Origin of the sequence: Pseudomonas fluorescens (assembly GCF_018614775.1) — a bacterium.
Classification (GTDB): domain Bacteria; phylum Pseudomonadota; class Gammaproteobacteria; order Pseudomonadales; family Pseudomonadaceae; genus Aquipseudomonas; species Aquipseudomonas fluorescens_BY.
The window spans coordinates 1-15,134 of sequence record NZ_JAGGOF010000063.1 but is presented as its reverse complement, the minus strand read 5'-3'; the positions used below and the strand labels follow the sequence as shown (position 1 = coordinate 15,134).

Annotated in this window: 11 protein-coding genes; 2 read left to right on the top strand and 9 right to left on the bottom strand. The window is 61.1% G+C overall.

The genetic code is table 11. The annotated features are described in order from the left end of the window. On the bottom strand, positions 1-1,218 hold the full coding sequence (locus J7E36_RS17190) for a type II secretion system F family protein (protein ID WP_215005208.1): 1,218 nt from the start codon (positions 1,216-1,218) through the stop codon (positions 1-3). Positions 1,219-1,220: 2 nt separating this feature from the next. Continuing rightward, positions 1,221-2,921 (bottom strand): type IV-A pilus assembly ATPase PilB, encoded by a 1,701-nt coding sequence (gene pilB / locus J7E36_RS17185; protein WP_215005205.1) that lies wholly within the window; start codon positions 2,919-2,921, stop codon positions 1,221-1,223. Positions 2,922-3,146: 225 nt separating this feature from the next. Between pilB and J7E36_RS17180 the strand changes: the two genes are divergently transcribed. Beyond that, positions 3,147-3,554: a pilin gene (locus J7E36_RS17180; RefSeq protein ID WP_215005202.1), complete on the top strand. Its 408-nt coding sequence runs from the start codon at positions 3,147-3,149 to the stop codon at positions 3,552-3,554. 268 nt (positions 3,555-3,822) lie between these two features. Beyond that, positions 3,823-4,176 (top strand): BON domain-containing protein, encoded by a 354-nt coding sequence (locus J7E36_RS17175; RefSeq protein WP_215005199.1) that lies wholly within the window; start codon positions 3,823-3,825, stop codon positions 4,174-4,176. A gap of 306 nt (positions 4,177-4,482) precedes the next feature. Here the strand turns inward: J7E36_RS17175 and J7E36_RS17170 are convergent, their stop codons facing one another. The 7 genes from J7E36_RS17170 to panB form a co-directional block, all read right to left on the bottom strand. Then, the gene (locus tag J7E36_RS17170; protein WP_215005196.1) at positions 4,483-4,779 is read right to left on the bottom strand and encodes a DUF2845 domain-containing protein; all 297 of its coding nucleotides are present in this window, start codon (positions 4,777-4,779) and stop codon (positions 4,483-4,485) included. Between the two features lies 1 nt (position 4,780). Further along, on the bottom strand, positions 4,781-7,714 hold the full coding sequence (locus tag J7E36_RS17165; protein ID WP_215005193.1) for a DUF748 domain-containing protein: 2,934 nt from the start codon (positions 7,712-7,714) through the stop codon (positions 4,781-4,783). 119 nt (positions 7,715-7,833) lie between these two features. Continuing rightward, a complete protein-coding gene (locus J7E36_RS17160) occupies positions 7,834-8,850 on the bottom strand; it encodes a class I SAM-dependent rRNA methyltransferase (protein ID WP_215005191.1) in 1,017 nt (338 codons plus the stop codon). A gap of 96 nt (positions 8,851-8,946) precedes the next feature. Next, on the bottom strand, positions 8,947-10,884 hold the full coding sequence (acs, locus tag J7E36_RS17155; RefSeq protein WP_215005189.1) for an acetate--CoA ligase: 1,938 nt from the start codon (positions 10,882-10,884) through the stop codon (positions 8,947-8,949). A gap of 199 nt (positions 10,885-11,083) precedes the next feature. Further along, a complete protein-coding gene (pgi, locus tag J7E36_RS17150) occupies positions 11,084-12,748 on the bottom strand; it encodes a glucose-6-phosphate isomerase (protein ID WP_215005186.1) in 1,665 nt (554 codons plus the stop codon). 449 nt (positions 12,749-13,197) lie between these two features. Beyond that, positions 13,198-14,058, bottom strand: coding sequence for a pantoate--beta-alanine ligase (gene panC, locus J7E36_RS17145; RefSeq protein WP_215005181.1), 861 nt, complete (start codon positions 14,056-14,058; stop codon positions 13,198-13,200). Then, the gene (gene panB, locus J7E36_RS17140; RefSeq protein WP_215005179.1) at positions 14,055-14,855 is read right to left on the bottom strand and encodes a 3-methyl-2-oxobutanoate hydroxymethyltransferase; all 801 of its coding nucleotides are present in this window, start codon (positions 14,853-14,855) and stop codon (positions 14,055-14,057) included. Before panB ends, panC begins: the two co-directional genes overlap by 4 nt. Between the last annotated feature and the right edge of the window lie 279 nt (positions 14,856-15,134).

The window sequence follows — 15,134 nt, the reverse complement described above, 5'->3', positions numbered from 1 at the left end:
TCAGATCGCAGAGCCGAGTTGGAAGATGGGCAGGTACATGGCAACCACCAGGCCGCCGACCACTATCCCCAGGATCACCATGATGAAGGGTTCCATCAGGCTGGTGAGGTTGTCCACCAGATTGTCCACTTCGGCTTCGTAAAAGCTCGCCACCTTGTCGAGCATGTCGTCCAGCGCACCGGATTCTTCACCGATGGCCGTCATCTGGATCGCCAGGTTCGGAAAGATGCCGGAAGCGCGCATGGAAAAATTCAATTGCATGCCGGTCGAGACATCCTGCTTGATCCGTTGCACCGCTTGCTTGAAGACCACGTTGCCGGTGGCGCCCGACACCGAATCCAGGGCTTCCACCAACGGTACGCCGGCGGCGAAGGTGGTGGACAACGTACGGGCGTAACGGGCCACGGCGGATTTGTACATCAGCGTGCCTATCAGCGGCAGCTTGAGCAGCCATTTGTCGCGCCAGTCACGCAGCGGCTGAGAGCGCTTGAGCGCGTACTTCACCCCAAAGAAAATACTCACGAACTTGGTCAGGATCAGCCACCACCAATGCTGCATGAATTCCGACAGGCCGATGACCATCCGCGTGAACGCCGGCAATTCAGCGCCGAAGCCGGAGAACACCGACTCGAACTGCGGCACGACCTTGACCAGCAGGATACCGGTGACCACGGCCGCGACGAGGAGCACGGCAATCGGATAGGTCATGGCTTTCTTGATCTTGGCCTTGAGCGCCTCGGTCTTTTCCTTGTAGGTCGCAATCCGGTCCAGCAGCGTGTCGAGGGCGCCGGCCTGTTCACCGGCATCCACCAGGTTGCAGTACAACTCGTCGAAATATTGCGGGCACTTGCGCAGCGCTGCGGCGAAGCTGTTGCCGGCGGCGACTTCCTGTTTCACCTCGTCCACCAGCTTGCGCATATTGGGGTTGTCGAAGCCTTCGCCAATGATGTCGAACGCTTGCAACAGCGGCACGCCAGCCTTGAGCATTGTCGCCATCTGGCGGGTGAAGAGGGCGATATCCAGCGGCTTGATGCGTTTGCCCTTGCTGAATATCGAGGTGGACTTCTTGCGCACCTTCTGCGGGTTGATGCCTTGCTTACGCAGTTGGGCCTTGACCAGCGCCGGGCTCTGGCCCGTCAGCTCACCGGTCATTTTCGTGCCTTTGCGGTCCTTGCCTTCCCAAGTGTACACATCGGTTTTGACTGCCTTGACCGCCATGCTCAATCCTTGGTGACCCGGTTGATTTCTTCGAGACTGGTGACGCCCTGCATGACCTTGAGCAGCCCCGACGTGCGCAGGTCATCGAAACCGTCCTTGCGCATTTGCAGGTCGATTTCCAGCGAATTGCCTTCGGCCATGATCAACCGTTGCAGCTCGGGTGTGTTCCTGACCACCTCATAAACTCCCACGCGCCCTTTGTAGCCGTTGTTGCACTGCTCGCAACCGACCGGCTCATAGATCGTGAACGAGCCGATGCGTTCCCGGGGGAAACCTTCCTTGAGCAGGGTTTCGTCGGGAACCTCGATGGCTTTCTTGCAATGGCTGCACAGCTTGCGTGCCAACCGTTGGGCGATGATCAGGTGCACGGCGGTGGCGATGTTGAAGCCCGGAATGCCCATGTTCTGCAGACGGATCAGGGTTTCAGCCGCGCTGTTGGTGTGCAGCGTGGAGAGCACCAGGTGACCGGTCTGGGCGGCCTTGATGGCGATTTCGGCGGTCTCCAGGTCGCGGATTTCACCGACCATGATCACGTCCGGGTCCTGGCGCAGGAACGAACGCAAGGCCTGGGCGAAATCCAGCCCCTGGCGCGGGTTCACGTTGACCTGGTTGATGCCCTCCATGTTGATCTCCACCGGATCCTCGGCAGTGGAAATATTGATGTCCACGGTGTTGAGGATATTCAGCCCGGTGTAAAGCGAAACGGTCTTGCCCGAGCCGGTTGGCCCGGTGACCAGAATCAGCCCTTGCGGTTGCTTGAGGGCGGCCATGTACAGCGCTTTCTGGTCCGGTTCGTAACCCAGGGCATCAATGCCCATTTGCGCGCTGGAGGGGTCGAGGATCCGGATCACCACTTTTTCACCCCAGAGCGTGGGCAGGGTGTTGACCCGGAAGTCGATGGATTTGTTTTTCGACAGGCGCATTTTCAGGCGCCCGTCCTGGGGCTTGCGCCGCTCGGAAATATCGAGGCTGGCCATGACCTTCAGCCGTGCGGAGATCCGAGTGGCCAGTTGGATCGGCGGCTTGGCCACTTCGCGCAACATGCCATCGGTGCGCACCCGCACCCGGTAGGATTTTTCATAAGGCTCGAAGTGCAGGTCGGAAGAGCCGCCCTTGATCGCATCCAGCAGCATCTTGTTGACGAACCGCACCACTGGCGCATCATCGGCGTCCTGGCTGGCCATGGCGTCCTGCTTGCGGTCGTCATCCGTCTCGATGTCGAGGCCGTCAAGGTCGACGTCGCCCATGCCCTCCAGGCCGGAACTGCTCGACTCGAAGAATTTCTCGATGGCATCGCTGAGCTTGTCGTCTTCCACCAGGATGGCTTCGGTGGTCAGGCCGGTGCTGAACTGGATGTCATTGATGGCCTGGTGGTTCGTCGGGTCGGAAATGCCCACATACAGCTTGTTGCCCCGCCGCCAGAGCGGCAGGACGTGATGCTGGCGCACCAGTTTCTCGCTGACCAGTCCGGTGGGCTGGCTTTCCTTGTCGAGGCTGTTGAGGTCCATCAGGGCGACGCCAAAATGCTCGGAGGCAATTTCCGCGACCTGGCGACTCTTGACCAGTTTGTTCTGTACCAGATAACTGACCAGGGGCATGCGATTGAGCTGGGCTTGCTGGTACGCCTGTTGCGCATTCTGCTCGGTGATCAGTTCGGCCAGCACCAATTGCTTGGTCAGGCCGCTGAGGACGATGTCATTCATGGGAATACCGGACGCGGACAGTTCATGACTTATAGCCTAGTCAAGCATCCACGCCAAACCAGCGGCACGGAGTGACAAAAAGTGTCAGATAGTGTGGTTGTTGGGGTAGGACGTGGGATGCCGAAACGTTCAAACCCCTTGCCAGCCGGGTCGCGGTCGCTTGGCACGTGCCCTGCAACGGCCGCCTCAAGACATGAGATTTCGACTCATGCTATGGAGATGTCTATGAGCAGGCAAAAAGGTTTTACCCTGATCGAGTTGCTGATCGTCGTGGCGATCATCGGCATCCTGGCGACGTTTGCATTGCCGCAATATTCCAGGTATCAGGCGCGGGCGAAGGCCACGGCTGGTCTGGGGGAAATTTCTGCCTACAAGGTGGCGTACGAGGACCAGATGAATCAGGGGGTCACTCCGACATTGGCGCTCATGAACGCACCTACCACCACCAGTAACTGCACTATTTCGGTAACAGGTTCGGCGGCAGCCGGAGGCACGCTTGTTTGCACTCTTCTGAACGCTCCTGCCGCTGTGGCAGGCAAGACGATCACGCTCACTCGTGACGCGAACGGCGCCTGGACCTGTGCCTCCAATGCACCCAAGGAATACTTGCCGGCCGGTTGCCCGGGTGTCTGATAACGTACCAAGCGAGGGAGCTGGCTCCCTCGCTGCGGAAATCCTCCTTAATTCATCAGCTTAGCGGAAGGCCAGAATCGGCAAGTTGCATGTTGAAAAGTCTCGGGTCATGCATTTTGCAAGATTATGAAAATCGCCGCTTCGCTTAACCTTTTGATTTAAAACATATTATTTCATTTCTCAAAACTGGCACAGCCTTCGCACTACTCCTGATAACCCTGCCGGGATGCACCTCCGGCAGTTTCTGAGAAAAACAGGAGTTACTCGTATGAAGAAGTTCGCTATCACTGCCGCTGCTGCTACCGCACTCACCCTGACCATGGCTAGCGCATTCGCCGAGACCACTCAAACAACTCAGGCTCCAATAACGCTGGCTGCTGGCGAAGTCACCAAAGCCAAGGAATCCACTTCGGATACCTGGATCACCACCAAGGTCAAAGCTGACCTGGTCACCGAAAAAGGCATCCCAGGCACCGACATCAAAGTTGAAACCAATAAAGGTGTTGTGTCCCTGTCTTCGACTGTTGCCGTCACTGAAGCCCAGAAAACCACTGCTGTGGCAATCGCCAAGAAAATCAAAGGCGTCAAAGCCGTGTCGGCTGACGGCCTGAAAGCCGAGTAAGGCTAAAGACTTCTCGCCTGGACTGGGAGAAGGCGCGGCAAGCGGGCTGAGTCATACGTTTGCCGTTGCTTTTGGAGTTCATGCGAAAGGCCACACGGACGTGGCCATTACAAGCCCTCGGCATACGTGCCGGGGGCTTGTTCTATTTGGGAGGTGAAATCTCAGTGGGGTTTGTGGGGCAGGTCGGGAACCGAGTGGCTCCTATCGCGAGCAGGCTCGCTCCCACAGTGGACTGGGTGTGGGAGCGAGCCTGCTCGCGAAGGCGGCGGTGCATTCAACATCAACCCAACTGAATGCAGGGACAGCTCAACGCCCACGCTTGCTGGTGATCTGCACCAGCCGGTTGCCCTCGAAGCGCAGGTACTGGTACATGCCACTGTTGGGGCCGTAGGTCCATTCCTCCACCGGGTATTCTTCCCGGCGATTGACGCTGCGTTTATAGCCCAGGTCATCCCGCGCCACAGGCTCGCCACACTTCTGCATCACTTCGCTGGAGCGGTCACCGACGCTGATCAACTGGCTGCCGCAACGCAGTGTATCGGCCGCAGACGCTGGGCCTGCGACCAGCAGCAAACCTAGGCTGAGCAGGTAAAGGCACTTCATGTTATTCAGCATCCAGGTGTAGGGGCGTGATGACGCGCCCGTCGCTTTCGGCCTGGCCGAGGTTGGCGTCGATGAAGTACACGCGGTCGTCGGCCAAACGGCCCTTGTCCACCAGGAAATCCTTGATGCTACTGGCGCGTTCCTGTCCCAGTTGGCGCAACAGCACGTCGCTGCCGCTCCAGAACGTGATCACACTTTCGCGCAGTTTGTCGGTGCGAGCCTGTTTATCCAGCTGTGCCCACTCGGCTGGCGGCTGGGTCTTGAGGCGCGTGCGATAGATGCCTTCGAGCAATGGTGCTTTCTCATCCTCGGGCACCTGCAACAGCGAAGCCTGGGCCGGGACTTTTTCGCCCCGGCGTTGCAGCATCTTGTAGTAGTTGTACTGGTATTCACGCTCCAGGCGCTGAGCGGCGAGCAGCGGGCCGTCGCTGCTTTCGGCGGCGGTGCCTTCGATCTCCAGGCGCAGTTCCGGACGTTTGCCCAAGGCCTCGGACAGCTTGAGCAGCACGCCCTCGTTATCCTTGCTCAAGTCGCTGGAGCCCGGGGCGAACGCCACGCTACCGAGGTCTTCCGAGCCGCCACCGGAGACCAGCCCGCCGATCAGCTTGAACGGCGCCTGGGCGGCGCGTACCACCAGGTTACGCAGGGTCTGCCAGACAATCGGCATGACGCTGAATTGCGGGTCGTTGAGGTTGCCGGTGACCGGCAGCTCGATGGAAATCTTGCCGTCGGAATCCTTTAGCAGCGCAATCGCCAGTTTCAGCGGCAGGCTCACGGCATCCGGGCTGTCGACTTTTTCCCCCAGCTGCAATTGCTCGACCACCACTTTGTTTTCGGCCTGGAGCTGGCCCTTGGTAATCCGGTAATGCAGGTCCAGATTGAGCCGGCCCTTGCGGATGCGATAACCAGCGAACTTGCCGGAATAGGGCGTCAAGGTGGTCAGCTCGACCCGTTTGAAGCTGGTGGCAATGTCGAGGCTGGCCATCGGGTCGAAGGGGTTGACCGCGCCCTTGATGGTGACAGGCGCATAGCGGTCGACCTTGCCCGTGACGTTCACGCTGGCCGGCTTGCCCAGGCGGCTGTCAATGACGCCAATCTGGCCGTTGAGCTGCTGGATGGCCGTGGCGAAGTTTGGCGTCAGGCTGAAGTCGGCAAAGTTGGCCGAGCCGTCATTGATGGCGATGCCACCGATGTGGATACCCAGCGGTTTACCCTGGGAGGCCGGTTTGGCCGCCGCGGGTTTCGTTGCACCGTCGGCCGGTTGCGGGATCAGCAGGTCATCGACGTTGGTGGTGCGGTCGTCATTGATCATGAAGCGCGCGTAAGGCTGGAACAGGTTGACCTTGTCGATGGACAGGCTATCGCCGTGCTGATAATCGAGGCCTTCGAGGACCAGTCTCTGCCACTTGAGAAAATCCCGGGTCTTGAGGGTGTCGAGGGTGTGCAACTGATCGACCTGGGCGCGGCCGGTGACGGAAAATGCCAGCGGCTCGGTGCTCTTGAGGTTTACCGCCAGGTCGCTGCCGAGCATCCCGGAGCGCAGTTCCAGGCGAATGAACGGGTTGATGTAAGACTGGGCCACCCGCAGGTCGATGTCCTGGGTCTTGACCTTGAGCCGAGCGCTGATGGGGTTCAGGTTGACTTCGCCATCGGCAAGGAGCTTGCCTTGTTTGCCCAGCCCGGTGTCCAGCTTGAGACTGAAGGGCGAGCCGTTGAGCGTGTCGTAGTTCTGCAGGTCGAGGTTCAGCGGGCCGAGTTCCAGTGCCACGGCGGGCTGGGCCTGGCGGTCGGCCAGGTGGACCTGGTAGTTACGCAGTTGCACGTCTTTCAGCAACACCTGCCAGGGTTTGCCGGGGGCTCCGGGTTCAGGCTTCGGCGAGTCGGCGGCGGCCGGGGCTGATACCGGCTCGGCCTTGACCTTCGGCTTGGTCGGCTGGCTGGCGAAGAGTTTTTGCCAGTCGAGTTGCCCATCCGCCTCGCGAGCGGCCCAGGTTTCCAGCTTCTGGCTGCGGATCTTGCCCACCACCACTTGCTGCTTGGCCAGGTCCACCGTGGTTTCGCTCACGTCCAGTCGCTCGAGCCTGGCCAATGGGCGGCCATCGGGCGCCTTGATGGCGAGCGGTGCGACGCTGACGGCGACATTCCTGAGCAGCAGCTCGGTGCCCTTGGCCAGGTTGAGTGTGTAGTCGGTGCTGAGGTTCAGGACGCCGTTTTCCAGCACCAGCGGTACTGCGTCACGCACGTAGGGCCAAAAGGCTTTCATCTGGCCATCGGTGATTTTCAGTTTGCCTTCGGAAGCGATCGGCGAGAGGCTGAAATTGCCGGTCCAGTCGACACGGCCCCCGCCGGGGCCGACGGCGACCAGGGTCATGTCGGCGCTGTCGTCGGGCAGGGTGCTGAGGTTGTTTAGCTCGAAATCGAGGGTGTCGTAGAGAAACTCGATCGGCTCGCTGGGGCGCAGATCCTGGAAGTGGACGTAACCGCTTGCCAGCTTGATCCGTTCAACGCGCAGTGGAAATGGCTTGGCCTCGGGGTCGGCCGGGGTCGGCTCGCGGGTTGGCAGCTTGAACAGGCCCAGCAGGTTCAACTGGCCATCCTTGGCGAATATCAACTCGGTCTTGGGCTTGTCCAGCTCGATGTCGGCCAGGTGCAGGGCGCCGGACCACAGACTGTCGAGTTGTAGGTTGGCGTACAGCCGTTCGAAGCCGACCTGCTCCTTGCCCGGTTCGCCGATGTTCAGGCCCCAGAGGGTCACTTCAAGGCTGAACGGATTGAGTTCGATGCGCTGGATCTGGGCCGGCACCGTGGCCCGTTCGGCCAACTGCTGATTGGCGATTCGCAAGGCGATGCCCGGCAGGATCAAAAACCCCAACAGGCTGTAGAGGGCCAGTGCGGTCAATAGGGCGCCGAAAGCGCGGATCAATCCTTTGGGCATGTGCGGCTTCATCTGATGTGAATTCGGAGTGTCTTGGAGTATGGCATGCGTTTACGGTTCCGAAACCACTGTGTTTTATGAGATTTGTCCTGTTTTCCCGTCAGGATCCCCTGACAGATTCATAGCTGCAAAATCAGAGTCTTGAGTGGCGGCTGCTGGTCCAACGAGGGGAAGTCGCTGCCGGGCGTCAGCACGCTCCACTCCCTGACCGGCCGACCGGCCTTTTCAGCGCAGCGCAACACCTGCTCGCGCCAGTCATCCATGGGCACTTTTGCCAGGTTGTTGCAGCAGATCAGCACGCCATTTTCGGCGGTGGTCAGCAGCGCCGGTTTCAGCAGGCTCTGGTAGTCGCGCAACAGGTCGACGGTGCCGAACGCACTCTTGGCCCAGGCGGGCGGGTCGAGCAACACCAGGTCGTACTGGCGTTGCTCCAGGCGCACATAGCTGGGCAGTTTTTGCCCGCGGCGCTGGCTGATGGGCAGGCCGGCCAGCTGACGGATCGCCGGGAAATAATCGGACTGCACGAATTCCATGGGTGGCAATGTCGGGTTAAGCAGGCCGTTTTCGCGCCCCACCGCCAGGTTGCCCTCGGCAAAATCCAGATTGCAGACTTCCCTTGCCCCACCGGCCGCTGCGCTCAGGCCGACGCCACAGGTGTAGGCGAACAGGTTCAGCACGCTTTTGTTGCGGCTGTGTTCCTTGACCCAGCCCCGGGCGTTGCGCAGGTCGAGAAACAGCAGCGGGTCCTGCCCGGCATGACGCCCGCGAACGCGATAGTTCAAGCCCCACTCATGGCCCACCAGGTCTTGCAGGGCGGCTTCGTCAGCCTGGTAGACGGTATCTTGCCGGTCGATGCGTGAATTGCCTCGGGCTCGGTCGTTGTAGACCAGCAGGGTGTCCAGGCCCAGGCACTCGTTGACGGTATCATGCAGTTGCAGCAGGGCATCGCGCTCCAGCGATTGATGGAAGCTCTGCACCAGCAGTTGCGGGCCGTAGCGGTCGATGGTCAGGCCGGGCGCACCTTCCTGGCTGCCATGGAACAGCCGATAGCAGTCGGTGCCTTGCAGGTGCAGTTGGCCGAGCAAATCCCGACGCTGGTCGAGGGCGGCGCGCAGCGCCTGATTCAAGGAAGACATGCCGGGCGCGCCTTAGAGAAATGAGGCGCGGGAGTTTAGCAGTTCGGGGGGCTGCATTCCCACGCAGAGCGTGGGAACGATCAATGCGGTGGTCGCCTAGCGATTCAGGCGCTTGTCGATCAGCCCCTCCACCACGCTTGGATCGGCCAGGGTCGAGGTGTCGCCGAGGCTATCGAGTTCGTTACAGGCGATCTTGCGCAGGATGCGCCGCATGATCTTGCCCGAACGGGTCTTGGGCAGCGCCGGTGCCCACTGGATCAGGTCCGGCTTCGCGAAGCTGCCGATTTCCTTACTGACATGGGCCAGCAACTCCTTCTTCAGTTCGTCGTTGGCCTCCACCCCATTCATCGGCGTGACAAAGGCATAGATGCCCTGGCCCTTGAGATCGTGGGGATAGCCGACCACGGCCGCTTCGGCGATGTTGTCATGCAGCACCAGCGCGCTCTCCACCTCGGCCGTGCCGATGCGATGGCCGGAGACGTTGATCACGTCGTCGATGCGCCCGGTGATCCAGTAGTCGCCATCCTCGTCGCGCCGAGCGCCGTCGCCGGTGAAGTAATAGCCGGGGTAGGGTTTGAAGTAAGTGTCGATCATGCGTTGGTGATCGCCGTAGACGCTGCGGATCTGCCCCGGCCAGCTGGATTTGATCGCCAGCACGCCGCTGCCTGCTCCATGGATTTCCTTGCCCGTCTCATCCAGCAGCACCGGTTGTACGCCGAACATCGGCCGGGTGGCGCAGCCCGGCTTGAGCCGTGGGGCGCTCACCAGCGGGCTGAGCATGATGCCGCCGGTTTCGGTCTGCCACCAGGTATCGACAATCGGGCAGCGTTGTTCACCGACCGTGTTGAAATACCATTCCCACGCCTCGGGGTTGATCGGCTCACCGACACTGCCGAGTAATCGCAGGCTCTTGCGAGACGTTTCCTGCAATGGGCCGGCGCCTTCACGCATCAGTGCACGCAGGGCGGTCGGCGCGGTGTAGAAAATGTTGACCTGATGCTTGTCGATCACCTGCCAGAAGCGCGAGCTGCTGGGGTGGCTCGGCACGCCCTCGAAGATCAGCGTGGTCGCGCCATTGGCCAGCGGCCCATAGACGATATAGCTGTGGCCCGTGACCCAGCCGACATCGGCGGTGCACCAGAACACTTCGTTGTCGCGGTAGTCCAGCACGTACTTGAACGTCATCGCCGCTTGCAGCAGGTAGCCGCCCGTGGTGTGCAGCACTCCCTTGGGTTTGCCGGTACTGCCGGAGGTGTAGAGGATGAACAGTGGGTCTTCGGCGTCCATCGGTTCGGCCGGGCAGTCGTCGCCCGTCTCGTGCGTGGCCTTGTGGTACCACAGGTCGCGGCCTTCGACCCAATTCACGTCGCCCTGGGTGCGTTCGACCACCAGCACGGTGCTGACATTCGGGCAGCTTTCCAGCGCCTTGTCGACGTTGCGCTTGAGCGGGACGAAGCGCCCGCCGCGCACGCCTTCGTCCGCCGTGATCACGGTGCGGCAATCGGCGTCGAGAATCCGGTCGCGCAGGGAGTCCGGCGAGAAGCCGCCAAACACCACCGAGTGCACCGCGCCGATGCGGGTGCAGGCGAGCATGGCGTAGGCCGCTTCCGGAATCATCGGCATGTAGATGCAGACCCGATCGCCTTTCTTCACGCCACGGCTTTTCAGCACGTTGGCCAGACGGCAGACATGGTGATGCAGTTTCTTGTAGGTGATTTGCGCCGAGTCGGCAGGGTTGTCGCCTTCCCAGATGATTGCCACCTGATCGCCACGGGTATCCAGGTGACGGTCGATGCAATTGACGCTGACATTCAGCTTGCCGCCGGCGAACCAGGTCGCGTCGCCGCTCTTGAGGTCATAGCGCTGGACGGTTTGCCAGGGCGTCATCCAGTCAAGAAAACGCGTGGCCTGACCGGCCCAGAAGGCGCTGGGGTGTTCGATGGATTCCTTGTAGAGCCGCTGGTACTCGTCCTGACTCAGTTGCGCAGTCCGGCGGACCGCATCGGCTTGGGGGTACTGGCTGATCTCGAACATGACGGATCCTTATTCTTGTTTTTGCGACAAGCATAAAGATGCGCCGAGTATTCGGTGGGTTCAAGTCATGCACAAAGCAACTGTGGGAGCGGGCTTGCTCGCGAAAGCGGTGTGCCAGAAACATTTACAGTCACTGACACGCCGCCTTCGCGAGCAAGCCCGCTCCCACAAGGGGCCGCAGGCCTTGAGATTGACGCGATCAGCCGCGATGGCGCCCGCGGAAGTAGTTGATCAGGCCCTGGGTCGAAGCATCTTCGGCCGGGGTTTCTTCGCTGCCCACCAGGCGGTTGTAGACGCCCTTGCCCAGCTCTTTGCCCAGCTCCACGCCCCATTGGTCGAAGGCGTTGATGCCCCAGACCACGCTTTGCACGAACACTTTGTGCTCATACAACGCCACCAATGCGCCAAGGCGCCGTGGGCTGATGCGTTCGACCACCAGGGTGTTGCTCGGACGGTTGCCCGGGATCACCTTGTGGGACGCCAGTTTTTGCACCTCTTCTTCGCTCGCACCTTTGTCCCGCAATTCGGCTTCGGCCTCGGCGCGGGTCTTGCCCAGCATCAGTGCCTGGCTCTGGGACAGGCAGTTGGCGTACAGCCACTGGTGGTGATCGGCGACCGGGTTGAAGCTGACGATCGGCACGATGAAGTCGGCCGGAATCAGTTGCGTACCCTGGTGCAGCAATTGGTGGTAGGCGTGCTGGCCGTTGCAGCCGACGCCGCCCCAGATCACCGGACCGGTGTCGGTGGAGACCGGCGTACCGTCCTGGCGCACGCTCTTGCCGTTGGACTCCATGTCCAGTTGTTGCAAATGCTTGGTGATGTTGCGCAGGTAGTGGTCGTACGGCAGGATCGCATGGCTCTGCGCGCCCCAGAAGTTGCCGTACCAAACGCCCAGCAGCGCCAGCAGCACCGGCATGTTCTGTTCGAACGGCGCGCTCTGGAAATGCTGGTCCATGGAATAGGCCCCGGAGAGCAGTTCCTTGAAGTTCGACATGCCAATGGCCAGGGCGATCGGCAAGCCGATGGCCGACCACAGCGAGTAGCGCCCGCCGACCCAGTCCCACATCGGGAAGATGTTTTCTTCGCGGATGCCGAAGGCCACGGCGGCGGCGTTGTTGCTCGAAACCGCGATGAAGTGGCGGTAAAGCTCGGCCTCGGAGCCGCCCTGGGCCAGGTACCAGGCGCGGGCGGCCTGGGCGTTCTTCAGGGTTTCGAGGGTGTTGAAGGATTTCGACGAGACGATGAACAGCGTCGTCTCGGCACGCAGCTTCATGGTCAGCTCGTGGAACTCGCTGCCGTCGATGTTCGCCAGGTAATGACAGCGCACGCCCTTGTGGGTGTAGGACAGCAGCGCTTCGGACACCAACTGCGGGCCGAGGAAGGAGCCACCGATGCCGATGTTCACCACGTCGGTGATCGGCTTCTCGGTATAGCCACGCCACAGGCCGTCGTGAATGCGGCCCACCAGGTCGGTGATCTGGTTCAGCACCTTGTGGACTTCCGGCATCACGTTGACGCCATTGACCGACAGCTTGTCGCCCACTGGTCGACGCAAGGCGGTGTGCAGGGCCGGACGCCCTTCGGACGAATTGACAATTTCGCCTTCGAACAGCGCCTTGATCGCCCCCTTGAGGTCAACCTCGTTGGCCAGGCTTACCAGCAGGTCGCGGGTCTGGGCGTTGATCAGGTTTTTCGAGTAGTCGAGAAACAGGCCACAGCTCGACAGGGTGAATTGGCTGAAACGCTGCGGGTCGGCATTGAACGCTTCGCGCATGCTGAAATCCTGCATGGCTTTGCGGTGGTCATTCAACGCTTGCCAGGCGGGCAGAGCGGTCACGTCATGAGGGGTTCGGTAATACGCCATCGCTGCGGGTTTCCTTTTTACTTGAACGACCTTTTTACACTGGATGTTCCGGCGCGGCATCGGGGCAGGCGTCCGGTTACTGCGTCGACACGATCGCCGGACGCAGGGCGACTACAGTAAACCTCGCGTTGCGATCTGTCTCGGCTTTGTCTGACCGCAGGGCGGTACTTTTTTATACAGCGGGGTTGGGGAGGGGGCGACGAGCGGAAATTGAGGCCTTGAGCCTGCTCGCGATAGCGTCCTGTCAGCTTGCATCCCTGTTGAAGTGCCACCGCCATCGCGAGCAAGCTCGGCTCCCATAGGTCCGGTGTCGTGCATAGATATCATCCACACCGCAGTTCCACTGTGGCAGCGAGCTTGCTCGCGAAGGCGGTGTGTCGGTCAATGTTGATGTCGATTGACCCACCACTTTCGCGAGCAAGCCCGCTCCCACGGGCGTTGAGGGTGATTTAGACGGGCGCGTCGAGGTCCAGGTGGAGGTTGTCGATCAACCGCGTGGTCCCCAGGAAGGCCGCGACCAGGATCACCAGGTCGCGATCTTCCGGCGCGGCCGGGCGCAGGGTTCGGGCGTGGCGGATTTCCAGGTAGTCGGGGCGCAGGCCGGCGGCTTCGAGTTGCTGGAGCTGCCCGGCGACCAATGCCGGGTAATCGCACTGGCCCTGCCGGATGGCCTCGGCAATCTGGCTCAAGCCACGATAAACCACGGGGGCGATGGCGCGTTGCTCGGGGCTGAGGAAGCCGTTGCGCGATGACAGCGCCAGGCCGTCGTCGGCGCGGACGGTGGGTTCGCCGATGATCTGGATCGGCATGTTCAGGTCATGGACCAGCGCGCGGATCACCGCCAGTTGCTGGAAGTCTTTCTGACCAAACACGGCGATGTCTGGCTGGACCATGTTGAACAGCTTGCTGACCACCGTCGCCACACCCTCGAAATGCCCTGGGCGGCTGGCGCCACACAGGCCTTCGGATAATTGCGGCACGCTGACCCGGGTCTGTCCGGCCATGCCGTCGGGGTACATCTCTTCGACGCTGGGGGCGAACAGCAGGTGGCAGCCGGCCTGGAGCAATTTCTCCTGGTCGGCCGCCAGGGTGCGGGGGTATTTGTCCAGGTCTTCGCCGGCACCGAACTGCAGCGGGTTGACGAAAATGCTCGTCACGACGAAGTCGGCCCGTTGCGTCGCCTTGGTCACCAGTGCTACATGGCCGCTGTGCAGGTTGCCCATGGTTGGCACGAAGGCGATGCGTTTGCCTTCGCCCCGGGCACGGGCCACGGCGGCTCGCAGTTCACGTACGGTTTTGACGGTGTTCATGCAGAGAATCCGTGTTCGACGCCAGGGAAGGTGGCAGCCTTGACCTCGGCAACGTAAGCGCCCAGGGCCGCTTGGAGGGTGGTTTGCCCGGCCATGAAGTTCTTCACGAACTTGGGCGCACGTCCGGTGAGCGACAACCCGAGCATGTCATGCAGTACCAGCACCTGGCCGTCGGTGGCGCTACCGGCACCAATCCCGATAACTGGGATCTTGACCGCTTGGGTGATTTCTTCCGCCAGTTCGCTGGGCACGCACTCGAGCAGTAGCATCGCCGCGCCGGCTTGTTCCAGGGCAATGGCATCGGCCCGCATCTGCCGCGCCTGGTTCTCATTGCGACCCTGGACCTTGTAGCCGCCGAGGATATTCACCGCTTGTGGCGTCAGGCCCAGGTGCGCACAGACCGGGATGCCACGCTCGGCCAGCAGCCGGATCGAGTCGGCCAGCCACAACGCCCCTTCGACTTTGACCATGTGGGCACCGGCCTGCATCAGCAGGGCGCTGTTGGTCATGGTCTGTTCGAGGGTGGCGTAGGCCATGAATGGCAGGTCGGCGAGGATCAGCGCATCGGTGTTACCGCGTTTGACGCAGGCCACGTGATAGGCCATGTCGGCGGTGGTCACCGGCAGCGTGCTGTCATGACCTTGCAGCACCATGCCGAGGGAATCGCCCACCAGCAGCACTTCGACACCGGCCTCGTTGCAGGCGTGGGCGAAGGTTGCGTCATAGCAGGTCAGCATGGCGATTTTTTCGCCTTTCTGCTTGAGACCTTGCAGCGTGGTCAGGGTTATAGCTGGCATGAAAAAGTCCTCTTCAGGCGCTCGTGAACTACTGCGAGTAACGCGCATGATTCGTCATTTATACAGGCGCACCCTCTATGTGTGGTGCTTGTAAGGCCTGGATTGCGCCCTTAAACGCCGCGTTGACGGCAATGGGACGCCTATAGTCGTGAGGAGCACCCGGGAAGTCAATTGGATGTGTTACCGGCGGGTGTTACCGGGGTTACTGATGCGTTTCAGCTTGGGATGCGGGGTGTCGGCGGAAGAGAGGTTGAGGCGGCTGGCCCCTTCGCGAGCAAG

Bases quoted from the DNA above. Each gene is read 5' to 3' on its own strand.
- J7E36_RS17190 (WP_215005208.1), bottom strand. From the start codon at position 1,218: ATGGCGGTCAAGGCAGTCAAAACCGATGTGTACACTTGGGAAGGCAAG.
- pilB (WP_215005205.1), bottom strand. From the start codon at position 2,921: ATGAATGACATCGTCCTCAGCGGCCTGACCAAGCAATTGGTGCTGGCC.
- J7E36_RS17180 (WP_215005202.1), top strand. From the start codon at position 3,147: ATGAGCAGGCAAAAAGGTTTTACCCTGATCGAGTTGCTGATCGTCGTG.
- J7E36_RS17175 (WP_215005199.1), top strand. From the start codon at position 3,823: ATGAAGAAGTTCGCTATCACTGCCGCTGCTGCTACCGCACTCACCCTG.
- J7E36_RS17170 (WP_215005196.1), bottom strand. From the start codon at position 4,779: ATGAAGTGCCTTTACCTGCTCAGCCTAGGTTTGCTGCTGGTCGCAGGC.
- J7E36_RS17165 (WP_215005193.1), bottom strand. From the start codon at position 7,714: ATGCCCAAAGGATTGATCCGCGCTTTCGGCGCCCTATTGACCGCACTG.
- J7E36_RS17160 (WP_215005191.1), bottom strand. From the start codon at position 8,850: ATGTCTTCCTTGAATCAGGCGCTGCGCGCCGCCCTCGACCAGCGTCGG.
- acs (WP_215005189.1), bottom strand. From the start codon at position 10,884: ATGTTCGAGATCAGCCAGTACCCCCAAGCCGATGCGGTCCGCCGGACT.
- pgi (WP_215005186.1), bottom strand. From the start codon at position 12,748: ATGGCGTATTACCGAACCCCTCATGACGTGACCGCTCTGCCCGCCTGG.
- panC (WP_215005181.1), bottom strand. From the start codon at position 14,058: ATGAACACCGTCAAAACCGTACGTGAACTGCGAGCCGCCGTGGCCCGT.
- panB (WP_215005179.1), bottom strand. From the start codon at position 14,855: ATGCCAGCTATAACCCTGACCACGCTGCAAGGTCTCAAGCAGAAAGGC.